The 20,014-nt window shown below is 71.2% G+C and carries 19 protein-coding genes and 1 pseudogene; 8 read left to right on the top strand and 12 right to left on the bottom strand.

The annotated features are described in order from the left end of the window. Positions 1-41: 41 nt before the first annotated feature. The 5 genes from ABZU25_RS19455 to ABZU25_RS19435 all read right to left on the bottom strand — a co-directional run bounded on the left by ABZU25_RS19455 (position 42) and on the right by ABZU25_RS19435 (position 5,886). Positions 42-2,423, bottom strand: coding sequence for an excinuclease ABC subunit UvrA (locus tag ABZU25_RS19455; RefSeq protein ID WP_355030747.1), 2,382 nt, complete (start codon positions 2,421-2,423; stop codon positions 42-44). 30 nt (positions 2,424-2,453) lie between these two features. Further along, on the bottom strand, positions 2,454-2,864 hold the full coding sequence (locus ABZU25_RS19450; protein WP_355030746.1) for a VOC family protein: 411 nt from the start codon (positions 2,862-2,864) through the stop codon (positions 2,454-2,456). A gap of 5 nt (positions 2,865-2,869) precedes the next feature. Continuing rightward, complete coding sequence (locus ABZU25_RS19445; RefSeq protein WP_355030745.1) at positions 2,870-3,319, bottom strand: helix-turn-helix transcriptional regulator; 450 nt, start codon at positions 3,317-3,319, stop codon at positions 2,870-2,872. A gap of 70 nt (positions 3,320-3,389) precedes the next feature. Further along, complete coding sequence (locus tag ABZU25_RS19440; RefSeq protein WP_355030744.1) at positions 3,390-4,349, bottom strand: ATP-dependent DNA ligase; 960 nt, start codon at positions 4,347-4,349, stop codon at positions 3,390-3,392. A 31-nt stretch (positions 4,350-4,380) separates the two neighbouring features. Further along, positions 4,381-5,886 carry an MFS transporter gene (locus tag ABZU25_RS19435; protein ID WP_355030743.1) on the bottom strand — a complete coding sequence of 502 codons (1,506 nt, stop codon included), beginning with the start codon at positions 5,884-5,886 and terminating at the stop codon, positions 4,381-4,383. Positions 5,887-5,961: 75 nt separating this feature from the next. Here ABZU25_RS19435 and ABZU25_RS19430 point away from each other — a divergent pair, with 75 nt between their 5' ends. From ABZU25_RS19430 to ABZU25_RS19420, 3 genes are all read left to right on the top strand, one after another. Continuing rightward, a complete protein-coding gene (locus tag ABZU25_RS19430) occupies positions 5,962-6,396 on the top strand; it encodes a helix-turn-helix domain-containing protein (RefSeq protein ID WP_355030812.1) in 435 nt (144 codons plus the stop codon). A gap of 100 nt (positions 6,397-6,496) precedes the next feature. Continuing rightward, positions 6,497-7,084, top strand: coding sequence for a helix-turn-helix domain-containing protein (locus tag ABZU25_RS19425; protein WP_355030742.1), 588 nt, complete (start codon positions 6,497-6,499; stop codon positions 7,082-7,084). Beyond that, positions 7,084-9,285, top strand: a complete 2,202-nt coding sequence (locus ABZU25_RS19420) for an MMPL family transporter (protein ID WP_355030741.1) — start codon at positions 7,084-7,086, stop codon at positions 9,283-9,285. Before ABZU25_RS19425 ends, ABZU25_RS19420 begins: the two co-directional genes overlap by 1 nt. A gap of 66 nt (positions 9,286-9,351) precedes the next feature. Here the strand turns inward: ABZU25_RS19420 and ABZU25_RS19415 are convergent, their stop codons facing one another. Then, a complete protein-coding gene (locus ABZU25_RS19415) occupies positions 9,352-10,608 on the bottom strand; it encodes an erythromycin esterase family protein (RefSeq protein WP_355030740.1) in 1,257 nt (418 codons plus the stop codon). 128 nt (positions 10,609-10,736) lie between these two features. On the opposite strand from ABZU25_RS19415, the gene ABZU25_RS19410 reads away from it, so the two are divergent. Then, positions 10,737-10,928 (top strand): DUF2795 domain-containing protein, encoded by a 192-nt coding sequence (locus tag ABZU25_RS19410; RefSeq protein ID WP_355030739.1) that lies wholly within the window; start codon positions 10,737-10,739, stop codon positions 10,926-10,928. A 157-nt stretch (positions 10,929-11,085) separates the two neighbouring features. Here ABZU25_RS19410 and ABZU25_RS19405 read toward each other — a convergent pair whose 3' ends face one another. Further along, on the bottom strand, positions 11,086-11,988 hold the full coding sequence (locus tag ABZU25_RS19405; RefSeq protein ID WP_355030738.1) for a Gfo/Idh/MocA family oxidoreductase: 903 nt from the start codon (positions 11,986-11,988) through the stop codon (positions 11,086-11,088). A gap of 762 nt (positions 11,989-12,750) precedes the next feature. Here ABZU25_RS19405 and ABZU25_RS19400 point away from each other — a divergent pair. Beyond that, on the top strand, positions 12,751-13,143 hold the full coding sequence (locus ABZU25_RS19400) for a hypothetical protein (RefSeq protein ID WP_355030737.1): 393 nt from the start codon (positions 12,751-12,753) through the stop codon (positions 13,141-13,143). Beyond that, on the top strand, positions 13,136-13,552 hold the full coding sequence (locus ABZU25_RS19395) for a hypothetical protein (RefSeq protein ID WP_355030736.1): 417 nt from the start codon (positions 13,136-13,138) through the stop codon (positions 13,550-13,552). Before ABZU25_RS19400 ends, ABZU25_RS19395 begins: the two co-directional genes overlap by 8 nt. Positions 13,553-13,605: 53 nt before the next feature. Here the strand turns inward: ABZU25_RS19395 and fabG are convergent, their stop codons facing one another. Both fabG and ABZU25_RS19385 read right to left on the bottom strand, forming a co-directional pair. Further along, entirely contained in the window at positions 13,606-14,364 is a 759-nt protein-coding gene (gene fabG / locus ABZU25_RS19390) for a 3-oxoacyl-ACP reductase FabG (protein ID WP_355030735.1), read from the bottom strand. A 43-nt stretch (positions 14,365-14,407) separates the two neighbouring features. After that, positions 14,408-16,060: an alpha-amylase family protein gene (locus tag ABZU25_RS19385; protein WP_355030734.1), complete on the bottom strand. Its 1,653-nt coding sequence runs from the start codon at positions 16,058-16,060 to the stop codon at positions 14,408-14,410. A gap of 67 nt (positions 16,061-16,127) precedes the next feature. Between ABZU25_RS19385 and ABZU25_RS19380 the strand changes: the two genes are divergently transcribed. Then, positions 16,128-16,742, top strand: a complete 615-nt coding sequence (locus ABZU25_RS19380) for a DUF1349 domain-containing protein (protein ID WP_355030733.1) — start codon at positions 16,128-16,130, stop codon at positions 16,740-16,742. Between the two features lie 69 nt (positions 16,743-16,811). Beyond that, complete coding sequence (locus ABZU25_RS19375; RefSeq protein ID WP_355030732.1) at positions 16,812-17,483, top strand: DedA family protein; 672 nt, start codon at positions 16,812-16,814, stop codon at positions 17,481-17,483. A 54-nt stretch (positions 17,484-17,537) separates the two neighbouring features. Here the strand turns inward: ABZU25_RS19375 and ABZU25_RS19370 are convergent, their stop codons facing one another. The 3 genes and pseudogenes from ABZU25_RS19370 to ABZU25_RS19360 all read right to left on the bottom strand — a co-directional run. Beyond that, on the bottom strand, positions 17,538-18,962 hold the full coding sequence (locus tag ABZU25_RS19370) for a carbohydrate-binding protein (RefSeq protein WP_355030731.1): 1,425 nt from the start codon (positions 18,960-18,962) through the stop codon (positions 17,538-17,540). A 72-nt stretch (positions 18,963-19,034) separates the two neighbouring features. Further along, the gene (gene yidC, locus ABZU25_RS19365) at positions 19,035-19,790 is read right to left on the bottom strand and encodes a membrane protein insertase YidC (protein ID WP_355030730.1); all 756 of its coding nucleotides are present in this window, start codon (positions 19,788-19,790) and stop codon (positions 19,035-19,037) included. A gap of 99 nt (positions 19,791-19,889) precedes the next feature. Then, positions 19,890-19,955: pseudogene (locus ABZU25_RS19360) on the bottom strand (DUF6412 domain-containing protein); the annotation flags it as partial. Positions 19,956-20,014 lie beyond the last annotated feature (59 nt).

The raw sequence follows: 20,014 nt of genomic DNA, 5'->3' as shown, positions 1-20,014 counted from the left end.
GCCGGCCGAGTAGCGCATCGGTCGACCGGCGGGCCCTCTGGTCAACCGCCGACGTACGCCGCCAGGTGCTCGCCGGTGAGGGTGGAGCGACCGGCGACGAGGTCGGCGGGGGTGCCCTCGAAGACGATCCGGCCCCCGTCGTGGCCGGCCCCGGGACCGAGGTCGATGATCCAGTCGGCGTGCGCCATGACCGCCTGGTGGTGCTCGATGACGATCACCGACTTGCCGGCGTCGACGAGGCGGTCGAGCAGGCCGAGCAGTTGCTCGACGTCGGCCAGGTGCAGGCCGGTGGTCGGCTCGTCGAGGACGTAGACGCCACCCTTCTCGGCCATGTGGGTGGCCAGCTTGAGCCGCTGCCGCTCGCCGCCGGACAGGGTGGTGAGCGGTTGGCCCAGGCTGAGGTAGCCGAGCCCGACGTCGGCGAGCCGGTCGAGGATGGTGTGCGCGGCCGGCGTACGCGCCTCGCCGGCACCGAAGAACTTCTCCGCCTCCGTCACCGACATCGCGAGCACCTCGCTGATGTCGCGACCCCCGAAACGGTATTCCAGCACCGACGCCTGGAACCGCTTGCCCTCGCAGTCCTCGCAGGGCGCGGCGACACCGGCCATCATCCCCAGGTCGGTGTAGATGACACCGGCGCCGTTGCAGCTCGGGCAGGCGCCCTCGGAGTTGGCGCTGAACAGCGCCGGCTTCACACCGTTGGCCTTCGCGAACGCCTTGCGGATCGGGTCGAGCAACCCGGTGTACGTGGCCGGGTTGCTCCGCCGTGAGCCACGGATCGCGCCCTGGTCGATCGACACCACACCCGTACCGGCGGGGATCGAGGAGTGCACGAGCGAACTCTTGCCGGAGCCGGCGACACCGGTGAGGACGACGAGCACCCCGAGCGGTACGTCGACGTTCACGTCCTGGAGGTTGTTGGCCGTCGCGCCACGGATCTCCAGTTTGCCGGTGGGCGTGCGTACCGTCTCCTTGAGGGCGGCTCGGTCGTCGAGGTGGCGACCGGTGCTGGTGCCGCTGGCCCGCAGGCCGTCCAGGGTGCCCTCGTAGCAGACGGTGCCGCCGTCCGTACCGGCGCCGGGCCCGAGGTCGACGACGTGGTCGGCGATGGCGATGGCCTCCGGCTTGTGCTCCACGACCAGCACTGTGTTGCCCTTGTCGCGCAGTTGGAGCAGCAGCTTGTTCATCCGCTGGATGTCGTGCGGGTGCAGACCGATCGTCGGCTCGTCGAAGACGTAGGTGACGTCGGTGAGCGACGAGCCGAGGTGGCGGATCATCTTGGTGCGCTGCGCCTCCCCGCCGGAGAGGGTGCCCGACGGCCGGTCGAGCGAGAGGTAACCCAGGCCGATTGCCTCGAACGAGTCGAGGAGGTGTTGCAGCCCCGCCAGCAGCGGGGCCACCGACGGCTCTTCGATCCCCCGGACCCAGGCGGCGAGATCACTGATCTGCATCGCGCAGGCGTCGGCGATGTTCTTCCCGTTGATCTTCGACGACCGGGCCTCCCTGCTGAGCCGGGTGCCGGCACAGTCGGGGCAGGTCGTGAAGGTCACCGCCCGTTCCACGAAGGCGCGGATGTGCGGCTGCAACGCGTCGATGTCCTTGGCGAGGAAGGACTTCTGGATCGACGGGATCAGGCCCGCGTACGTCAGGTTGATCCCGTCGATCTTGATCTTGGTTGGCTCCCGGTGGAGCAGGTCGTGCTGCTCCCGCTTGGTGTACCCGCCGATCGGCTTGTCCGGGTCGAAGTAGCCGCAGCCGCGGAAGATCCGGCCGTACCAGCCCTCCATGCTGTAGCCCGGAATCGTGATCGCGCCCTCGTTGAGTGAGCGGCTGTCGTCGTAGAGCGCCGACAGGTCGATGTCGGTGACCGAACCCATGCCCTCGCAGCGCGGGCACATCCCGCCGAGCCGGGTGAAGGTCGCCTTCTCGGTCTTCGTCTTGCCGACGCCACGATCGACGGTGATCGCGCCGGTGGCCTTCACCGAGGGGACGTTGAAGGAGTACGCGTTGGGCGAGCCGATCTGCGGCTGCCCGAGGCGGCTGAACAGGATGCGCAGCATCGCGTTGGCGTCGGTGGCGGTGCCGACGGTGGATCGGGCGTTGGCGCCCATCCGCTCCTGGTCCACGATGATCGCCGTGGTCAGGCCGTCCAGCAGGTCGACCTCGGGCCGCGCCAACGTCGGCATGAAGCCCTGCACGAACGCGCTGTACGTCTCGTTGATCATCCGCTGCGACTCGGCGGCGATGGTGCCGAAGACCAACGAGCTCTTGCCGGAGCCGGAGACACCAGTGAACACCGTCAGTCGCCGCTTCGGGATCTCGACGCTGACGTCCTTGAGGTTGTTGACGCGCGCGCCCTGCACCCGGATCAGATCGTGGCTGTCCGCGACGTGCGGCGTGGACGGCGGGGTGGCCGTGCTCATCGTGTCTCCATCTGTCCGGGGTCGGACGGGTCAGCGCACTTCCTGGATGCGGATCAGATTGCCGGCGGGATCGCGGAAGGCGCAGTCCCGTACGCCGTACGGCTGCTCGGTCGGCTCCTGGACGACCTCGGCGTCGGTGGCCTCCAGCTTGGCGAAGGTGGCGTCGAGATCGGTGGTGGCCAGGTTGACGCCGAAGTAGCTGCCCTTGGCCATCAGCTCGAGGATGGTCTGCCGTTCGTCGTCGGTGATGCCGGGATTGGCGGCCGGCGGGTGCAGGACGATGGCGGTGCTGGGCTGGCCGACCGGCCCGACCGTGATCCACCGCATCCCCTCGTACCCGACGTCGAGGCGGACCTCGAAGCCGAGAATGTCGCGGTAGAAGACCAGCGAGGCCTCCGGGTCGGTGTGCGGAAGGAAGCTCGAGTGAATGGTGATGTCCATGCTGGTCACGCTAGTTGCGCCGCGGTGACCCGCGCTTCTCGATTCCTGACCGGTCTGGTCACCTGCTTCGCCACGCACGACGGCATCCCCGCCGTCGCCTGCGCCGCCTGCCGCCGGTAGACGCTCGGCGGCACGCCGACCAGCTCGGTAAAGCGGGTGCTGAAGGTGCCCAGCGACGAACAACCGACAGCGAAACAGACATCGGTGACGTTCAGGTCGCCACGGCGCAGCAGGGCCATCGCCCGCTCGATGCGCCGCGTCATGAGATAGCTGTACGGAGATTCGCCGTAGGCGAGCCGGAACTCGCGGCTGAGGTGCCCGGCCGACATGTGCGCGCCCCGGGCGAGCGCCTCGACGTCGAGCGGAGACGCGTACTCCCTGTCGATCCGGTCGCGGACCCGGCGCAGCCGCGCGAGGTCGCCCAGTCGCTGGGTCGCGTCGGGTTTGCTGCTCACCTGGGAAATCGTGCCACAACCCACCGACAACCGTCCGCTGCCGGGCGCGAGCGGGGGCCGAAGAGCCCGGTCAGCCGGCCTCGCGACGGGCGCGGGCCCGGCGCTTCCCCTCGTGCATGGCCTGCACCCGGGCCACCGGGATGGTCCGGCCCTCGGCGACCAGGTCGGCCGGGAGCGGCTGCGGGGCCGGCATCAGCGCGGCCCACGGGTCACCGTCGCCGAGCAGCGACGGCGCGGTCCGGATGGTGAAGTCGGCCGGGGCCACCTCGGTCAGGTCGGCCCAGTCGACCGGGAAGGAGACCGGCATCCCGGGGCGCAGCCGAGGGCTGTACGTGGCCACCACTGTCGCGCCCCCGGCGCGGGTGGCATCCACGAAGACCCGGCCACCCCGGTCCTCCTTGATGTACGCCGTGGTCGCCAGCGCCGGGTCGAGCCGCTCGGCGCGGACGGCGAGTGCCCGGGTGGCGGCGGCCAGCTCCTCGGCCGTGGGTCCGTCCGCCACCGGGACGAAGACGTGCACACCCTTGGCACCGCTGGTCTTGACCGCACCGGTCAGCCCGGCGTCGGCGAGTGCCTGGCGGACCAGCAGGGCCGCGGCGACGGCCGCCCGGAAGCTGTCACCCTCCGGCGGGTCCAGGTCGAGCACCAGGTGCGTCGGACGGTGCGGATCCGCAGTGGTGGCCAGCGTCGGGTGGTATTCCACCGCCCGCTGGTTGGCGAACCAGAGCAGGGTGCGCCGGTCGTCGCAGAGGGCGTACGAGATCTCCCGGTGCGACGCCTCAGCCCAGACCGGCACCCGGCGGACCCAGTCCGGGGTGTAGCGGGGCAGGTTCTTCTGCATGAAGGGCGGCTGGCCGGGGCGGACCCGGATCACCGACAGCGGGCGGTCCCGCAACTGGGGAAGGATCCGCCCACTGACGGCGTCGAGGTAGTCGACCAGGTCCCGCTTGGTCGCGTCGTCGCGGTCGGACAGCGGCTGGTCCAGGTTGGTCAGGGCCACGCCGTCCCGGGTCTCGTCAGCCTCGCTCACCCGACCACCTTCGCGGCCCCGGTGCCTCCGGTCAACCGGACGCGGCGCTTCGGTACGGATCGGTTCCGGCACCCACCCCGGCCGAACCCGACGGATCGGCTGTCGACGACGACCCGGTCGAGCGTCGGGACAGGCCGGTCGAGCGTCGGGGCAGGGTGGTCAGCGCCACCAGCCACGCGGCGACCACGAGACCGGCGGCCACGGCGAACGCGGCCCGGTAGCCGCCGGCGAGCGCGGCGGTCTCGGCCCAGCCGGCGGCCCGCAGCCCGTCGCTACGGGCGGCCGCCAGGGTGGCCAGCGCGGCCAGGCCGACCGCCCCACCGACCTGCTGGGTGGTGTTGGCCAGGCCGGAGGCGAGCCCGGCGTCCGTGTCGGTCGCGCCGGCCATGGCCACTGTGGTGACGGCCGGCAGGGTCAGACCGCCGGCCACCCCGAAGATCAACATCGCAGGGAGTACGGCGGTGACGTAGGCCCCGTCGGCGGACAGCCGGGCGAGCAGCAGGAAGCCGACGGTGGCCAGGCCGAGCCCGGTCAGCAGCACGGTCCGGGCGCCCCAGCCGGCGATCAGCCGACCGGACAGGCCGAGGGACACCACCGCGATCACCACGGGGGTGGGCAGGAAGGCCCAGCCGGTCGCGGCGGCGTCCAGTCCGAGCACCAGTTGCAGCTCCACGGCGAGCAGGAACTGGAAGCCGAAGTACGCGCAGACCATGAGGAACTGCACGGCGTTCGCCGCCACCAGACCCGGGACGCGCAGCACCCGGGCCGGCACCAGCGGGGTCGCCGCCACCCGTTGGCGGAGCACGAACGCGCCGAGCAGCAGCGCCGCGAGGGCGACCGCGCCGAGGGTCCGCGGACTGGTCCAGCCGTGGTCGCCGGCGCCCACGATGCCCAGCACGGCGGCCATCAGACCGGCGGTGACGAGCAGCGCGCCGGGCAGGTCCAGGCCAGCCCGCAGACCGATGCCCCGTTCGGCCGGGAGCCGGCGGACGGCCGTGAGCAGGATGGCCGCCCCGATCGGCAGGTTGACCAGGAAGATCGCCCGCCACCCGGCCACCTCGGTGAGCACTCCACCGGCGACGGTGCCGACCGACGCGCCGGCCGCGCCGGTGAAGCTGAACACGGCGATCGCCCGGGCCCGTTCGGCGGGCTCGGGGTAGAGCCGGACGATCATGCCGAGGCTGACCGCCATGGCCAGCGCCCCACCGACGCCCTGGCCGAAGCGCGCGGCGACAAGCAGCGTCGGGCCGGTGGCGACCGCGCAGGCCAGCGAGGCCGCTGTGAACAGCGCGACGCCGGCCAGGAAGACCCCCCGCCGGCCGAGCAGGTCGCCGAGTCGGCCGGCAAGCAGCAGCAGCCCGCCGAACGCGACAAGGTACGCGTTGACCACCCACGCCAGGCCGGCGGCGGTGAATCCCAGGTCGCGTTGCACGGCGGGCAGTGCCACCGCCACGACGGTGCCATCCAGAATGATCATCAGGCTGCCGGCGCAGAGCACGAGCAGCGCGGGCCAGCGGGACGGGACGACCCGTTCCATGAAACTCCTCCTTGGTGCACGGTTTGTTACCGAGGCCATCGTCTGTGACCATGAACCAAAGCGGAAGGAGGCACTCTGATGTCCCAGGGGAACAGCGATGTGTCCGCGCTGGTCGAGGCGGAGGTGACCTGCGCGGCCGAGAACGTCCCGTTCACTCCCGGGCAGGCTCGGGCGTGCACCGTCCGGGAGGTGCTCGACCGGGTCGGCGGCAAGTGGAGCATCAGCATCCTCGTGGCCGCCTCGCACGGACCGGTGCGCTTCACCGAGTTGGAGCGACACATCGAGGGGATCAGCCGCCGAATGCTCACCCTGACGCTGCGCAACCTGGAACGTGACGGCCTGCTGCGCCGCACCGTCTATCCGACCGTCCCACCCAAGGTCGAGTACACGGCCACCCCGATGGCGTTGGAGCTCTACGAGTCGCTGGTGGCCCTCACCAGCTGGGCCGAGCGGCACCGCCGCGCCATCGCCGAGGCACGGACCAGGTACGACGCCGAGCACGCCGGATAAACCCACACCGGGTGTGGGGAACGCCACCACAGAAGTCTGACCGATCGGTCAGGATCTGACCGATCGGTCAGGCATGCTGGTCTGCGGAGGTGGACCGGTGATGGCCAGAGCGGTGTCCGAGACGCACGGCGAGATCCTCGCCGCGGCGGCGCGTCAGTTTACGGTGAGCGGCTACCGGGGCACCTCCCTGCAGGACATCGCCCGTGAGGTCGGCTGTTCCAAGGCCACAGTGCTCTACCACTTCGCCAACAAGGAAGCCCTGCTCGCCGAGCTGATGGCCCCGGCGATCGGCGTACTGCGGGACCTCGACGACCGACTCACCGGCCTGACCGGTTCGGCCGCGCAGGAGGTCGCCGCACAGGGCTTCGTCGACCTCGCGGTCCGGTTCCGGCGGGAGATCGCGGTGCTGCGCGGCGAGTTCCCGGAACTGCTGTGCCAGCCGGCCTTCGCGCACATCCAGCAGATCTCCGACCGGCTGCGCGACGCGTTGGCCGGACACTCCGACCGGCCGGGCGCCCGGATCGCCGCGCTGGTGCTGCTCGCCGGGATCTCCGAGGCATGCGGCGAGTTCACCGACATCCCCGACGACGAACTGCGCGCCGCCCTGCTCACCCTCGTCCGGCGGGCCGTCGAACCCGTCGACGCACCCCTGCCCCAACCACCCACGACCGAGGACAAGGACTCCTGATGGCCACCCTGCTCTACCGGCTCGGCCGGGGCGCGTTACGCCGGCGACGGCTCGTCGTCGCGCTCTGGCTCGTCGTACTCGTCGTCGCCGGCCTGGCCGCGGCGACCCTGCGCGGCCCGACGGCGAGCAACTTCACAATGCCCGGCACCGAGAGCCAGCACGCCCTCGACCTGCTCGCCGAGCAGTTCCCCGCGGCCAGCGGCGCGACCGGCACCATCACCCTCAAGGCGCCTGCCGACGGCCAACTGGCCACCCCGCAGGGCAAGGCCGTGGTGCAGGAACTCGTCGAGCAGGCCACGACGCTGCCCGGCGTGGTCGGCGCGGTCAACCCCTTGCAGGCCGGCGCGGTCACACCCGACGGCCGGTACGCGCTGATCCAGGTCCAGTTCGGCGAGGACGTGACCGACGCGCAGCGCACCGCGTACGAGCAGGTGGGCGCGGCGGCCAAGGCACAGGGTTGGCAGGTCGCCCCGGGCGGCGAGGTGCTCGGCAGCGAGCCGGAGATCGGCTCCACCGAGGCGCTCGGTGTCCTGGTCGCCGCGATCGTTCTGATCATCACGTTCGGTTCGCTCGTCGCCGCCGGAATGACAATGCTCAACGCGCTGATCGGCGTGGGCGTCGGGATGGCCGGCCTGTTCGCGCTGAGCGGCGCCGTCGAACTCACAAGCACCGCCCCGGTCCTGGCGCTGATGCTCGGCCTCGCGGTCGGCATCGACTACTCACTGTTCATCACCTCGCGGCACCGGCAGAACCTGCTCGACGGATTGTCCCCGGAGGAGGCGGTCGGCCGGGCGGTCGGCACCGCTGGGTCCGCGGTGCTCTTCGCGGGCGCGACAGTGGTCATCGCGCTGGCCGGACTGGCAGTGGTGAACATTCCCTTCCTCACCGTGATGGGTCTCGCCGCCGCCGGCACGGTCACCGTCGCGGTGCTCGTCGCGATCACCCTCCAGCCGGCACTGCTCGGCTTCGCCGGTCGCCGGGTGCTCCCCCGCCGGCTGCGAGCAGCCGTCACCGACGACCCCGGCGCAGCCGCCGACCACTCGGGCGTCCCCGACCAGCCGGCCGCCGAGGACGAGTCCCGGTTCGGGTTCCGCTGGGCGCGGCTGGTCACCCGCTTCCGCGTACCGGTCATCCTGGTCGGCCTGCTCGGCCTGGGCCTGCTAGCGCTGCCCACGCCGGACATGCGGCTGGCCCTGCCGGGCGCCGCGACGGCCGCCGTCGGCTCACCCGCCCGGGTGGCCAACGACCTGACCGTCGAGGGTTTCGGGGCGGGCTTCACCGGCCGGCTCGCGGTGGTGGTCGCCGGTGACACCCCGCAGGCCACCTCGGCCGCCGTGCCGCAGGTGACAGCGCTGCTCCAGCGCACCGAGAACGTCCTCGCGGTGGCGCCACCCCAGCTCAGCCCGGACGGCCGGACCGCGCTGCTCGGCGTGGTGCCGAAGACCGGCCCGACCGACGAGGCCACCGAAACCCTGGTGCACGACATCCGCGGCTCGGTGAGCGGGATCCGCGACGCGGACGTACTGCTCACCGGTGTCACCGCGATCGGCATCGACGTCTCCGAGAAGCTCTCCGACGCGCTACCGGTGTACCTGCTGCTGGTGGTCGGGCTCTCGGTGCTGCTGCTGATGCTGGTGTTCCGCTCGCTGCTGGTGCCGGTCAAGGCCGCGTTGGGCTTCCTGCTCACCGTCGCCGCCACGTTCGGCATCACGGTGGCGGTCTTCCAGCAGGGACACCTCGCCGACCTGGTCGGCCTGGACACGCCGGGCCCGCTGATCAGCTTTCTGCCGATCCTGCTCATCGGCATCCTGTTCGGGCTTGCCATGGACTACGAGGTGTTCCTGGTGTCCCGGATGCGGGAGGACTTTGTCCACGGCAAGTCCGCCCGGCAGGCCACCATCAGCGGCATGGGGCACGGCGCCCGGGTGGTCACCGCCGCCGCGCTGATCATGATGTCGGTCTTCGGGGGCTTCGTCTTCCTGGAGGACCCGGTGATCAAGTCGATGGGCTTCGCCCTCGCGGTCGGCGTCGCCATCGACGCGTTCGTGGTCCGGATGACCATCGTCCCGGCGGTGATGTCGCTCCTCGGCGACCGCGCCTGGTGGCTCCCTGGTTGGCTGTCCCGCGCCCTACCGAACGTGGACATCGAAGGCGAGGGCCTCCGCACCCATCTGGAGGAACGCACCCCCACCCACGTCTGACCCCGTCGACGCGAGGGAGGTGCGACGCCCGTCGGGCTCCGCACCTCCCTCGCGCGTTCGCACCGGTCAGACCCCGGCTGGGTACGTCTCCATCTCACCGGGGACCGCCGGGACCGGCAGCGGGTGCAGAGCGGTGGTCTCGTCGCACCAGACGAAGGCGTCGTACCGGTCGCCGAGCCGCGTCGGCACGTAGTTGCCCCAGGACTCGAAGGACGGGTCGTAGACGACCCCGATCGCCCGGTGGTCCGCGGTGTCGGTCACCCAGCCCGGCTGGTCGTCACCACCGAAGATCAGCACCGCCCGGTCCGGCATCAGCTCGTGCAGCCGCCGCTCGACCGACCCCTCCCGAGCCGGCGGCACCACCATCGACTCGGGCGGCGAACCCCAGCGGGGCGCGGCGATCACCGTGCCCCGGTAGCTGCCGAAGCCGATCAGCGCCACGGCCTCGTCGCCGTGCCGTTCCCGGGCCAACTGACCAATGTTGACCATCCCGTCCGCGGCCATGTCGGTGGCCCGCGCATCCCCGACGTGCGTGTTGTGCGCCCAGACGATGCCTCGGGCGTCCGGGCCGTACCGGTCCAGCAGCCGGTCCAGGGTGTCCTGCATGTGGGTGTCGCGGATGTTCCACGAGTCCGGCCCGCCGGCCACCATCGCCCGGTAGTACCGCTCCGCACCGGCCACCACCTCCGCGTTCTGCCAGGCCGAGAAGCGATCCGGTCCGTCGGAGAGGGCGTGTTCACGGGTCCGGGCGAGCAGCCGGACGACCTCCTCCTCACAGCGGGCGGAGACGAACCGGCTGGCCGCGCCGTACTCCTCGACCCTCTTGCCGTACGGCTCGAAGCAGCGGTACGCGTCCTGCGCCGCCTCCAGTGACGTCGGGTCCTCCTCCCCCAGGTAGTCGAAGATCGCCTGCATCGACTCCCAGAGGCTGTACACGTCGAGCCCGTGGAACCCGGCGCGTTGACCCTCCGGCCGCTCCACGTTCCAGGCCCGCAACCAGTTGGCGAACCGGGCCACCTCGGCGTTGGCCCACATCCAGGTCGGCCACCGCTCGAACTGGCCGAGGGCGAGCTGCGGCTGAAGCGCGCCGCCGGGCGCGGCGGTCACCGACCGGTGCACGCGGTCACAGTCCGGCCAGTCACCCTCCACGGCGACGAAGGAGAAGCCGCACTCCGCGATCAACCGACGGGTGAGCTGCTCCCGCAACCGGTAGTAGTCGTAGCTGCCGTGGGTGGACTCGCCGATCATCACCACCCGGGCGTCTCGAACGCGTTCCAGCAACGGGTCGAAGTCGCTCGGCGCGCCGAGCCGCTGAACCAGCATGCCAGCGGCTACCCGACCGCCGCTGGGACAAACCGTGGGCGCGTCGCGCGCCGACACGCCGTCCGCCGGGCCGTCGTGGGTGCCGGCCAGGCCGGTGTACGCCCACCGTGAGCGGGTAGCCGGCCGGCATGACCGTCACCGGCGTTCAGTTGCAGGAGTACCTGGCCGGGCTCGACTACCCGGTCTCCCGGGAGGACCTGGTCCGCTGGGGGCAGGAGAACGGGGCCAGCACAGCGATGTTGCAGATGTTGCACGCGTTGCCGCCCGAGCAGTTCGACTCCCCAGACGAGCTGGCCGCCGCGCTGACCACCCTCCACTAACCCCACCCACCCCCCACCCCCCGCGCCCGCCCCGCCCGCCCCGCCCGCCCCCGCCCCACCGCGGTGATCAAGAGGTTTGCGTCATGCGGCGCGGCATGTCGTGACGCAAACCTCTTGATCAACCGGGCCGGTCGGGGTTGGGGGTTGGGGGTTGGGGTCAGACGAGGGGGATGGTGCGGGATTCGGCGCGGGCGGTCTCGGCGGCGGCGAGGATGCTGACGACCTCGCGGCCGAAGTGCACGTCGCACTGGTGGTCGCGGGTGCCGGTCCGCACCTGCTCGACGAGTTGGTCGATCGCGACACCGAAGGCCGTGGCGGCGTCGTTCTCGCCGAACGGGACGGTCTCGATGCCGTTCTCGCCGTAGAACACGAACTCCCGGGCCATCGACTCCGCTGGGGCGTCCAGGGAGAGCGAGGCGCTGCTCGTGGCACCGCCCTCGTGGGTGAGCAGCAGGTGCACCATCCCGCTCGGCCCGTCCATCGCCGCCACCTGGGTCACCCGGCCCAGCACCGGCAGGAGGATGGAGAGCGCGTGCGGGGCGATGTCCCAGAGCGCACCGTGCTCGCGACGCCACAACGAACCGCCGTACGGGCTGCCGTCCTGGAAGATCGAGGCGAACGCGGTGGTCCGGCCGTGCTGCCAACCCCCGGCGGCAGCGGTGGCGGCAAGGAAGGCGGTCACGTTCGGCTGGAACCGCTGGGTGAAGAAGACGACGGAGGCGACCCCGGACTCCTCGACGGCGGCCACGACCCGGTCGGCGTCGTCCACGCTGAGCGCCAGCGGCTTGTCCAGCAGCAGGTGCCGCCCGGCGGAGGCGGCCCGGACCGCGATGTCGGCCTGGATGTCCGGCGGCAGCGCGACGGCGACCGCTTCGCACTGCTCGATCAGCGCGTCGACGTCGGCGAAGGCAGGCACCCCGTACCGCTCGGCCAGCGCGGAGGCCCGCTCCGGGTTACGCCCCCACACCCCGACCAACTCCGCGTCCGGATGGGCGTGCAAGGCCTTCCCGTGCGTCTCGATCGCCCAGTGACCGGTGCCGAACAAGCCGAACCGCAGCACGTGTGCCTCCACTATTTCCCCCCGCCGCGGCAACGCCACGGACGTGATCCACGCTAGTCGCCCCACCGGCCGCCCCAACGGCGGGTCGACCAACCGGGCAGCTCACGTCACGTGCAATCCGTGCGGCCGGAGTCCGGCGAGTGCCTGTAGAGCTGCCCCAGATATGGGACGCCCCCACCCCACCAACTCCGGACGCGCCCCACCCGCGAAGCAAACCTCATCCGTGCGGCCAGAGTCCGGCCAGTGCCTGTAGAGCTGCCCCAGATATGGGACGCCCCCACCCCACCAACCCCGGACGCGCCCCACCCGCGAAGCAACCCTCATCCGTGCGGCCAGAGTCCGGCCAGTGCCTGTAGAGCTGCCCCAGATATGGGACGCCCCACCCCGGACGCACCCCACCCGCGAAGCGACCCTCGAACGCCGCACTCATCGGCCCCGACGTGCCCCACTCGTGGGGCAGCTCTACAGGAAGCAACCGACACCTCATGGTCGCCCCAGCGGGGACAGCCAAGCGGCCAGGCGGCCAAGCGACCAAGCGACCAGGCAGCCAGGCAGCCAGGCAAGCGACCAAGCGACCAACCGGCCAAGCGGCCAAGCAGGGAGGCAGGCCAAGCAGCGAGGCAGCGAGGCGGCCAAGCGGCCAAGCGACCAGGCAGCGAGGCAGCGAGGCAGCGAGGCAGCGAGGCAGCGAGGCAGGGTCAAGTCTTACTACGACGGTTAGTAGGCTGTGCCGGTGACCGAGGCAACGACCGGGCAGGTCCGGTGACCAGCGTGAGCGCCGACTCTCCGGTGGACGGGATCGTCGCGACGGTGTCGATCGTGCTGTCGCTGCTCGTCGCGGTGTGGGCGCTGGTGGCGGCGGTACGCCAACGGCCACCGGACCGGGTGCAGTTCATCGGCTTGGCCGTACTCGAGGTGGCATTGCTCGTGTTGAGCGTGCTGGCCCTGGTCGCGGTCGGCGGCGGGGACCGGCCCGGCGAGCCCGGCGCCTTCTTCGGCTACCTGGTCACGCTGGTGTGCCTGCCGCCCTTGGCCTGGGTGCTGGCCCGGATGGAGCCGACCCGCTGGGGTTCGGCGATCGTCTGCGCGGTGTGCCTGGTGGCCCCGGTGGTGGTGGTCCGGTTGCAGCAGACCTGGGAGGTGCTCGGTGGTTGAGACACGACCGACCGGACGCGCCACGAATGCCGGCCCGGGTCGGCTGCTGATCGCGGTCTACCTGCTCTTCGCCATCGCGGCGACAAGCCGGGCCGGCTTGCAGATCGCGACCAGGTTCGACGAGGCGCCGGTGGCGTACCTGCTCTCCGGGGTCGCCGCGCTCATCTACATCGTGGCGGCGGTGGGACTGGCCCGGGCCGGGCACACCGGCCGACGGGTCGCGCTGGCCTGCTGCTCCGTGGAGCTGGTCGGGGTGGTCGCGGTCGGCATCCTGAGCCTCGTCGACAAGGAACTCTTCCCGGACGAAACGGTGTGGTCGCAGTTCGGCAGCGGGTACGGCTACATCCCGCTGGTACTGCCGGTGCTCGGCCTGATCTGGCTCTGGCGCACCCGTCGCCGCCCCGCCTGACGCAGCGACGAGGGCGCCCCTTGGCGAAGGAGCGCCCTCGTCGGCAGTACGGGTCAGTCCCGTGGGCCGCCGGCGACGTAGATGACCTGACCGGAGACGAAGCCGGCGCCCTCGCTCGTCAGGAACGAGATGGTGTGCGCGACGTCATCCGGGAACCCCGGGCGACGCACCGGAATCTCGGCCGCCGCGTGCTTCTTGAAGTCCTCGAAGTCGACCTTCATGCGGGCCGCGGTGGCGGCGGTCATGTCGGTGACGATGAAACCGGGTGCGACCGCGTTGACGGTCACCCCGAACGGCCCCAACTCGATGGCGAGCGTCTTGGTGAAGCCCTGTAGGCCGGCCTTGGCCGCGGCGTAGTTCGCCTGGCCCCGGTTGCCCAGCGCGGAGGTGCTGGAGAGGTTGACGATCCGCCCCCACTTGCGGTCCACCATGTGCTTCTGGGCGGCCTGGCTGAACAGGAACGCACCCCGCAGGTGCACCCCCAGCACGGTGTCCCAGTCGGCGTTTGTCATCTTGAACAGCAGGTTGTCGCGGAGCACACCGGCGTTGTTGACAAGCACGGTGGGCGCGCCCAGTTCGGCGGCGACCCGGGCCACCGCCACCTCGACCTGGTCCCGGTCGGACACGTCGGCGCCCACCCCGAGCGCCCGGCCGCCGGCGCCGACGATGGCATCCACCGTCTCCTTGGTGGCCGCCTCCTCGATGTCGACAACGGCGACGGCCATTCCGTCGGCGGCCAACCGCCGGGCGGTGGCCGCGCCGATACCGCGTGCGGCTCCGGTGACGATGGCGACGCGGGGCTCCTCCGACATGATTACCTCCCGGTAACGTGGGGTCGATCGGAGGAGCTTAACGTCAACAGGCTGACCCTCGGCATAGGCGAATCCACCGGTATCCGTGGCCGGAGACCTTCACCGCGCCCAGCTTGCCCAGCTCGCCGTAGCCGCGGTCGGTGAGCACGTCGATCGGCATGTCGGCCTCCGGTTCGAGGCTGCTCAGATCCACCTCGACGTCGTCGGTGCCAAGGTTGTGCACGAAGACCATGGTCCCGGTGGGCCCGTCCGCCCGGTGCGTCAGCACGCCGGGCGGCACCGGCACGTCGATGTGGGTGGTCGAGCCGGAGCCGATCTCCGGAGCCTCCCGCAACGTGCGGATCATGCGTTCGAACCAGCCGAGCAGCGACTTCGGGTCGCCGCGCTGGGCGGTGACGTTGACCGTCGGGTAGCCGAACTCACCCTTGTCGATCACCGGGCGGACCAGCTTCTCCGGGTCCGCCGTGGAGAAGCCGGAGTTCGGCTTGAACGACCACTGCATCGGGGTACGGATCGCCTCCCGACCGGGCAGCGACAGGTCCTCGCCCATCCCGATCTCCTCGCCGTAGCGCAGCACCGGCGTGCCGCGCATGGAGAACTGCAACGCGTACGCCAGCTCGATGCGCCGCCGGTCGTTGCCGAGCATCGGGGCGAGCCGGCGACGGATGCCCCGGTCGTAGATGCGCATGTTCTCGTCGGGGCCGAACTGCGCGTACACCTGGTTGCGCTGTTCGGTGGTCAGCCGGGACAGGTCGATCTCGTCGTGGTTGCGCAGGAAGGTGGCCCACTGTCCACCGACGGGCAGCTTCGGGGTGTCCCGCAACGCCTCGATCAGCGACTCCGGGTCCTGCCGGGCGAGGGCGAGCATGAGTCGACCGTTGAGCATGAAGTCGAAGAGCATGTGGATCCGGTTGCCGGACCCGCTGGTGTCACCGAAGAACGTCGGCAGTTGGTCCGGCTCGACGTTCGCCTCGGCCAGCAGGACGGCGTCGCCGCGCCGCCACTGCACGTGCTGGCGCATCTCGGTGAGGAACTCGAAGTCCTTCGGGGAGTTCGGGTTGCCCGGCTCGGTCAGCTCGATGATGAACGGCACGGCGTCCATCCGGAAGCCGGAGACGCCGAGCTGGAGCCAGAACGACATGATCTTCTTGATCTCGGCGCGGACCTGCGGGTTGGCGAAGTTGAGGTCCGGCTGGAACTTGTAGAACCGGTGGTAGAACCACGCCTTGGCGGTCCGGTCGTAGCTCCAGGTCTCGTCCTGCTCGCCCGGGAAGACCATGCCCTGGTGCCGGTCGTCCGGCTCGGTGTCGGACCAGACGAACCAGTCGCGGTACGGCGAGTCCGGCGAGGATCGGGCGGACTGGAACCACGGGTGCTCGTCGGAGGTGTGGTTGACCACCAGGTCGATGATCACCCGGATGCCCCGGTTCTGGGCCTGGTGCAGCAGTTCGGCGAAGTCGCCAAGCGTGCCGAAGCGCGGGTCCACGTTGTAGAAGTCGGTGGCGTCGTACCCGTCGTCGCGGTTCGGCGACGGGTGGATCGGGTGCAGCCACAGGCAGGTGACCCCGAGCCGGGCCAGGTAGTCCAGCCTCCCGATGAGCCCACGGATGTCACCGACCCCGTCGCCGTCTGAGTCGGCGTACGTGTCGATGTCGAGGCAGTAGACGACGGCTTCGGAATACCAACGGTCACCCATGCCGGAGGAACATTTCCGATCGATCACCGCGGCAAACCCGTCCCTGGCGGCCGGTACCGTGCCCGTCATGGAGACCGATCTCGTACCGCCGAGCCAACCGTTGGACTGGTCTGCGGGCAGCTGGCTGCACCCGCCGGTACGCGTCGAGGAGGGCCCCGCCGGCCAGCTCGTCGTCGAACCGGCGGCGGAGAGCGACTTCTGGCGACGGACCAGCTACGGCTTCGTCCACGACAACGGCCCGGCTCTGCTGGCACCGCTGCCGGTCGGCACCGCCATGGAGGTGAGTTTCCGGCTCGACTTCACGGCGCAGTTCGACCAGGCCGGCGTGCTCGTCCGGGTCGACGAACGGACCTGGACCAAGGCCGGCGTCGAGATGAGCGACGGCGAGTCGCAGCTCGGCGCGGTGGTGACCAGGGAGTTCTCCGACTGGTCGGTGGCGCCGGTGCCGCAGTGGGCGGGCCGGGAGGTGACCGTCCGGGTCAGCCGGGCCGGCGACGCGCTGACCGTCCGCGCTCGAGCCGACGACGACCCGTGGCGACTGGTCCGGCTCACCCCACTGGACCCGGCGGCCGAGGCGATGGCCGGCCCGTTCTGCTGTGCGCCGTCACGCGCTGGCCTGACCGTGGTGTTCACCGGCTGGCGGCAGGGGCCGGCGGACGCCGCGCTGCACCCGGAGCACTGAGCGCAGGTGTAGTACCCGCCCCACTGGGTATGACCACCCGATCCCCCGCAGCCGACCGGAAGGACGACCATGGCGTACGCCCAGAGTGGCGACCCGGCCGAGTTCACCGGGTTGACCGGTTGGGTGGCCTCCGTGATCGAGGCGATGGGCCCGGTGGGCGTGGCGCTGCTTGTGGCGTTGGAGAGCATCGTCCCGCCGATCCCCAGCGAGATCGTGTTGGCGATGGCTGGCTTCCTGGCCCACGAGGGCCAGTTCAACGTCGTGCTCGTGGTGGTGGCGGCGACGGTCGGCTCGCTGGTCGGCGCGTTGGTGCTCTACTGGCTCGGCGCGGCGCTCGGCGAGGAGCGGCTGAAGCGTTGGCTGGACCGCATCCCGCTTGTGGACCGCGACGACCTGGAGAGGGCCGACCGCTGGTTCGAGCGGCACGGCCGGTGGGCGGTGCTGATCGGCCGGGTGGTGCCGGTGGTCCGCAGCCTGGTCTCCGTTCCGGCCGGGGCCAACCGGATGCCGCTGGGCGAGTTCATCCTGCTCACCACCATCGGCAGCGGGGTGTGGAACGGTCTCGTCGTCGGGGCCGGCTACGCGCTGGGCAGCCAGTGGCAGGACGTGGAGCGCTACAGCGACTGGTTCAACTACGCGATCGTCGCGGTCTTCGTCGTCATGGTGGTCATGTGGGTGGTCCGTAAGGTCCGCCGACGTCGGGAACGCGACGACCGGCGGTCGGTGACCGCCGGTCGCTGATCCGGTGGGCCGCCCGTCGCGTGACAGTGCGACGGGCAGCCCGGGACGGTCCGCTCAGCGGCGGAAGGTGAACCAGTTGACGTTGACGAAGTCGTTCGGCTGGCCGCTGGTGAAGGTCAGGTACACGGAGTGCCGGCCGGTCACCCCGCCCACGTTGCCGGGCACCGAGCGCCAACTCTGCCAGCCGCCGGTGTTGCCGATCGCGAAGCTGCCGATCGGCGCCGCGGTCGGGCTGTCCACCCGCACCTCGACGAGGCCACTCGCACCGCTACCCGCGCCGGAGGCGACCCTGGCCAGGAAGTCCCGGGGCCCGGTGGAGCCGAACTCGACATTGTCGTAGCGAGCCCAGTCGCCGTTGCGCAGCGCGGCGATGTTCTGCCCGCCCTCGGAGCACGCCTCGACGAGCACCCCGTTCTGCCCGCTGAACGACTCGGCCTGGATCTGCGCGTACGCGTCCCTCGTCCCGCTGGGCGGCGGCGTGGTGGGTGGCGGGGTGGTGGGCGGCGGGGTGGTGCCGCTGCCGCGCCGGTACACCGCCACGTAGTCGACGAGCATCGGCCGACCCGGGACGGTGGCGGCGGTCGGTGTGCCGCTGCCGGCCACGCCGTTCGGGAAGGCCCCACCGATCGCGACGTTGAGCAACAGGAAGTAGCCCGCGTGCGAGGTCATCTGCGACCAGGCCGACGCACCGACCTGGCTCTGCGTGACGGTGTGGTAGAGCTGCCCGTCGACGTACCAGCGCAGTTGTTGCGGGCTGATCGAGGCATCCCACTCGAACCGGTACGTGTGGAACGTGGACTGGCAGCTCGAGCCCGGGCAGGCCCGGGACGCGCCGAGGCCATTGGACTCGTTACACGGCCCACCCGGTGCGACGCCGCAGTGCAGCACGCCCCAGACGGAGTTGATGCCGTTGACGTTCTCCATCACGTCGAACTCGCCGATGCCCGGCCAGTTCTGGTAGTTGCCCCGGTAGGGCGCGCCGAGCGCCCAGAACGCCGGCCAGTAGCCGGCGGCCGCGGCGCCGGTGACGTTCGGCATCTGGATCCGGCCCTCGATGGCCAGCACGCCGCCGGCCGGGGCCTTGAAGTCGCTGCGCACGGTCTCGATCCGGGCGGAGGTCCAGCCGCCACCACTGTCGCGCAGCGGTGTGATCCGCAGGTTGCCACCACCGTCGTGGCTGACGTTGGCGGTGCTGGCGGTGTAGTTCTGGATCTCGCCAGTGCCCCAGTTGCCCGGACCACCGGGATAGCTGTGACCGGTGTCGATGATCCAGTTGGCGGCCGACGGCAGGGTGCCGGCCGCGCCGGTGAAGTCGTCGCTCCAGACCGTGCTCCAGCCGGCCGGGGGTGGCGGCACGGCCGCCTGCGCGGTGACGGTGACGCCGGCCAGGACGGTGGTGGTGGCGACGAGCAGGACGGAGGCCAGCCGCAGCCGGCGTCGGACGAGCGGGGCGGCGGGGGCCGCCGAAGGAGGTGACATGGACGTGCCTCTCTGCGGGGACGGGTTCGAGAGAGCGCTCTCTGACGGTTGTACGTCGCGTCAAGACAGTTGTCAACGTCGATCTTTCTCGACGCTCGACGGAATCGCCTGCGGTCGGCGGAGCACCGCCTGCTCGACCGCCGACCACACGCTCGTGGTCACCAGGTAGATCACCGCGGCGAGCGGCAGCACAAGCGCCACCAGCACCGTCGCGAACGGCAGCAGGGGCAGCAGCCGCCCGAGCACAGCCGCCCCCGGCCCCTCGGTGGGCGTACCTGCCACCGTGCCAACAGCCGCCGACGCCCGCCGTGCCCGCCGCGACGACCACCAGGCCACCACGAGCAGCACGGCCAGCAGCACCGCGAAGAGCGGGCCGGCCGCCCCGGCCAGACCATCGGTGAGATGGTGGCCCAGCGGCACCCCGGCGAGCCGCTCGTCGAGCAGCCCGGTGCCGCCCTCGTTCGTGGTGAACAGCCGGTAGAGCACCAGCAGGAACGGCGCCTGGAGCAGCAACGGCAGGCAGCCGGCGACCGGGTTCGCACCGGCCTCCCGGTACAGCGCGAACACCTCGCGCTGAAGCTTCGCCGGGTCGTCGGCGTACCGCTGCTGGAGGTCACGCACCTGCGGGGCGAGCGCCGCGCGACGCCGCTCGCCGCGGACCTGCGCGACGGTGAGCGGCGAGATCAGCAGCCGGACGGCGATGGTGAACAGCACGATGGCGGCGGCGGTGGCCATCCCGCCGGCCAGTGGTTCGAGCAGTTCGGTGAGCCAGGACAGTGCCGTGCCGGCAGCGCCGACAACGTCGTGCAGTGGTGCGAAGGCAAGCATGGACAACCCCTCGGTCCGAATCCGATGAGGTCCTCCCGGGCGGTGTCCGCTCGACGGGGGGACCGGTGACGGCGGGATCGGCCGCGCGGCGGCGTGGCGCTACGCGGCCGAGGGGTGTCCCGGGGCACGGGGACGAGGGCGACCGGCGCCGTCCGGGTCGATCTGCCGAGCACCGGCACGGGCTCAGCATAGGTCCCGCTGTCACCTCGTCCCGCCGAAATCGA

Origin of the sequence: Micromonospora sp. NPDC005215 (assembly GCF_040607915.1) — a bacterium.
GTDB lineage: Bacteria > Actinomycetota > Actinomycetes > Mycobacteriales > Micromonosporaceae > Micromonospora.
This window is presented reverse-complemented; position numbering and strand designations above follow the sequence as displayed.

Coding starts and splice junctions, on each gene's coding strand:
- ABZU25_RS19455 (WP_355030747.1), bottom strand. CDS start 2,423: ATGAGCACGGCCACCCCGCCGTCCACGCCGCACGTCGCGGACAGCCAC.
- ABZU25_RS19450 (WP_355030746.1), bottom strand. CDS start 2,864: ATGGACATCACCATTCACTCGAGCTTCCTTCCGCACACCGACCCGGAG.
- ABZU25_RS19435 (WP_355030743.1), bottom strand. CDS start 5,886: ATGGAACGGGTCGTCCCGTCCCGCTGGCCCGCGCTGCTCGTGCTCTGC.
- ABZU25_RS19425 (WP_355030742.1), top strand. CDS start 6,497: ATGGCCAGAGCGGTGTCCGAGACGCACGGCGAGATCCTCGCCGCGGCG.
- ABZU25_RS19420 (WP_355030741.1), top strand. CDS start 7,084: ATGGCCACCCTGCTCTACCGGCTCGGCCGGGGCGCGTTACGCCGGCGA.
- ABZU25_RS19415 (WP_355030740.1), bottom strand. CDS start 10,608: ATGCTGGTTCAGCGGCTCGGCGCGCCGAGCGACTTCGACCCGTTGCTG.
- ABZU25_RS19410 (WP_355030739.1), top strand. CDS start 10,737: ATGACCGTCACCGGCGTTCAGTTGCAGGAGTACCTGGCCGGGCTCGAC.
- fabG (WP_355030735.1), bottom strand. CDS start 14,364: ATGTCGGAGGAGCCCCGCGTCGCCATCGTCACCGGAGCCGCACGCGGT.
- ABZU25_RS19385 (WP_355030734.1), bottom strand. CDS start 16,060: ATGGGTGACCGTTGGTATTCCGAAGCCGTCGTCTACTGCCTCGACATC.
- ABZU25_RS19380 (WP_355030733.1), top strand. CDS start 16,128: ATGGAGACCGATCTCGTACCGCCGAGCCAACCGTTGGACTGGTCTGCG.
- ABZU25_RS19375 (WP_355030732.1), top strand. CDS start 16,812: ATGGCGTACGCCCAGAGTGGCGACCCGGCCGAGTTCACCGGGTTGACC.
- ABZU25_RS19370 (WP_355030731.1), bottom strand. CDS start 18,962: ATGTCACCTCCTTCGGCGGCCCCCGCCGCCCCGCTCGTCCGACGCCGG.
- yidC (WP_355030730.1), bottom strand. CDS start 19,790: ATGCTTGCCTTCGCACCACTGCACGACGTTGTCGGCGCTGCCGGCACG.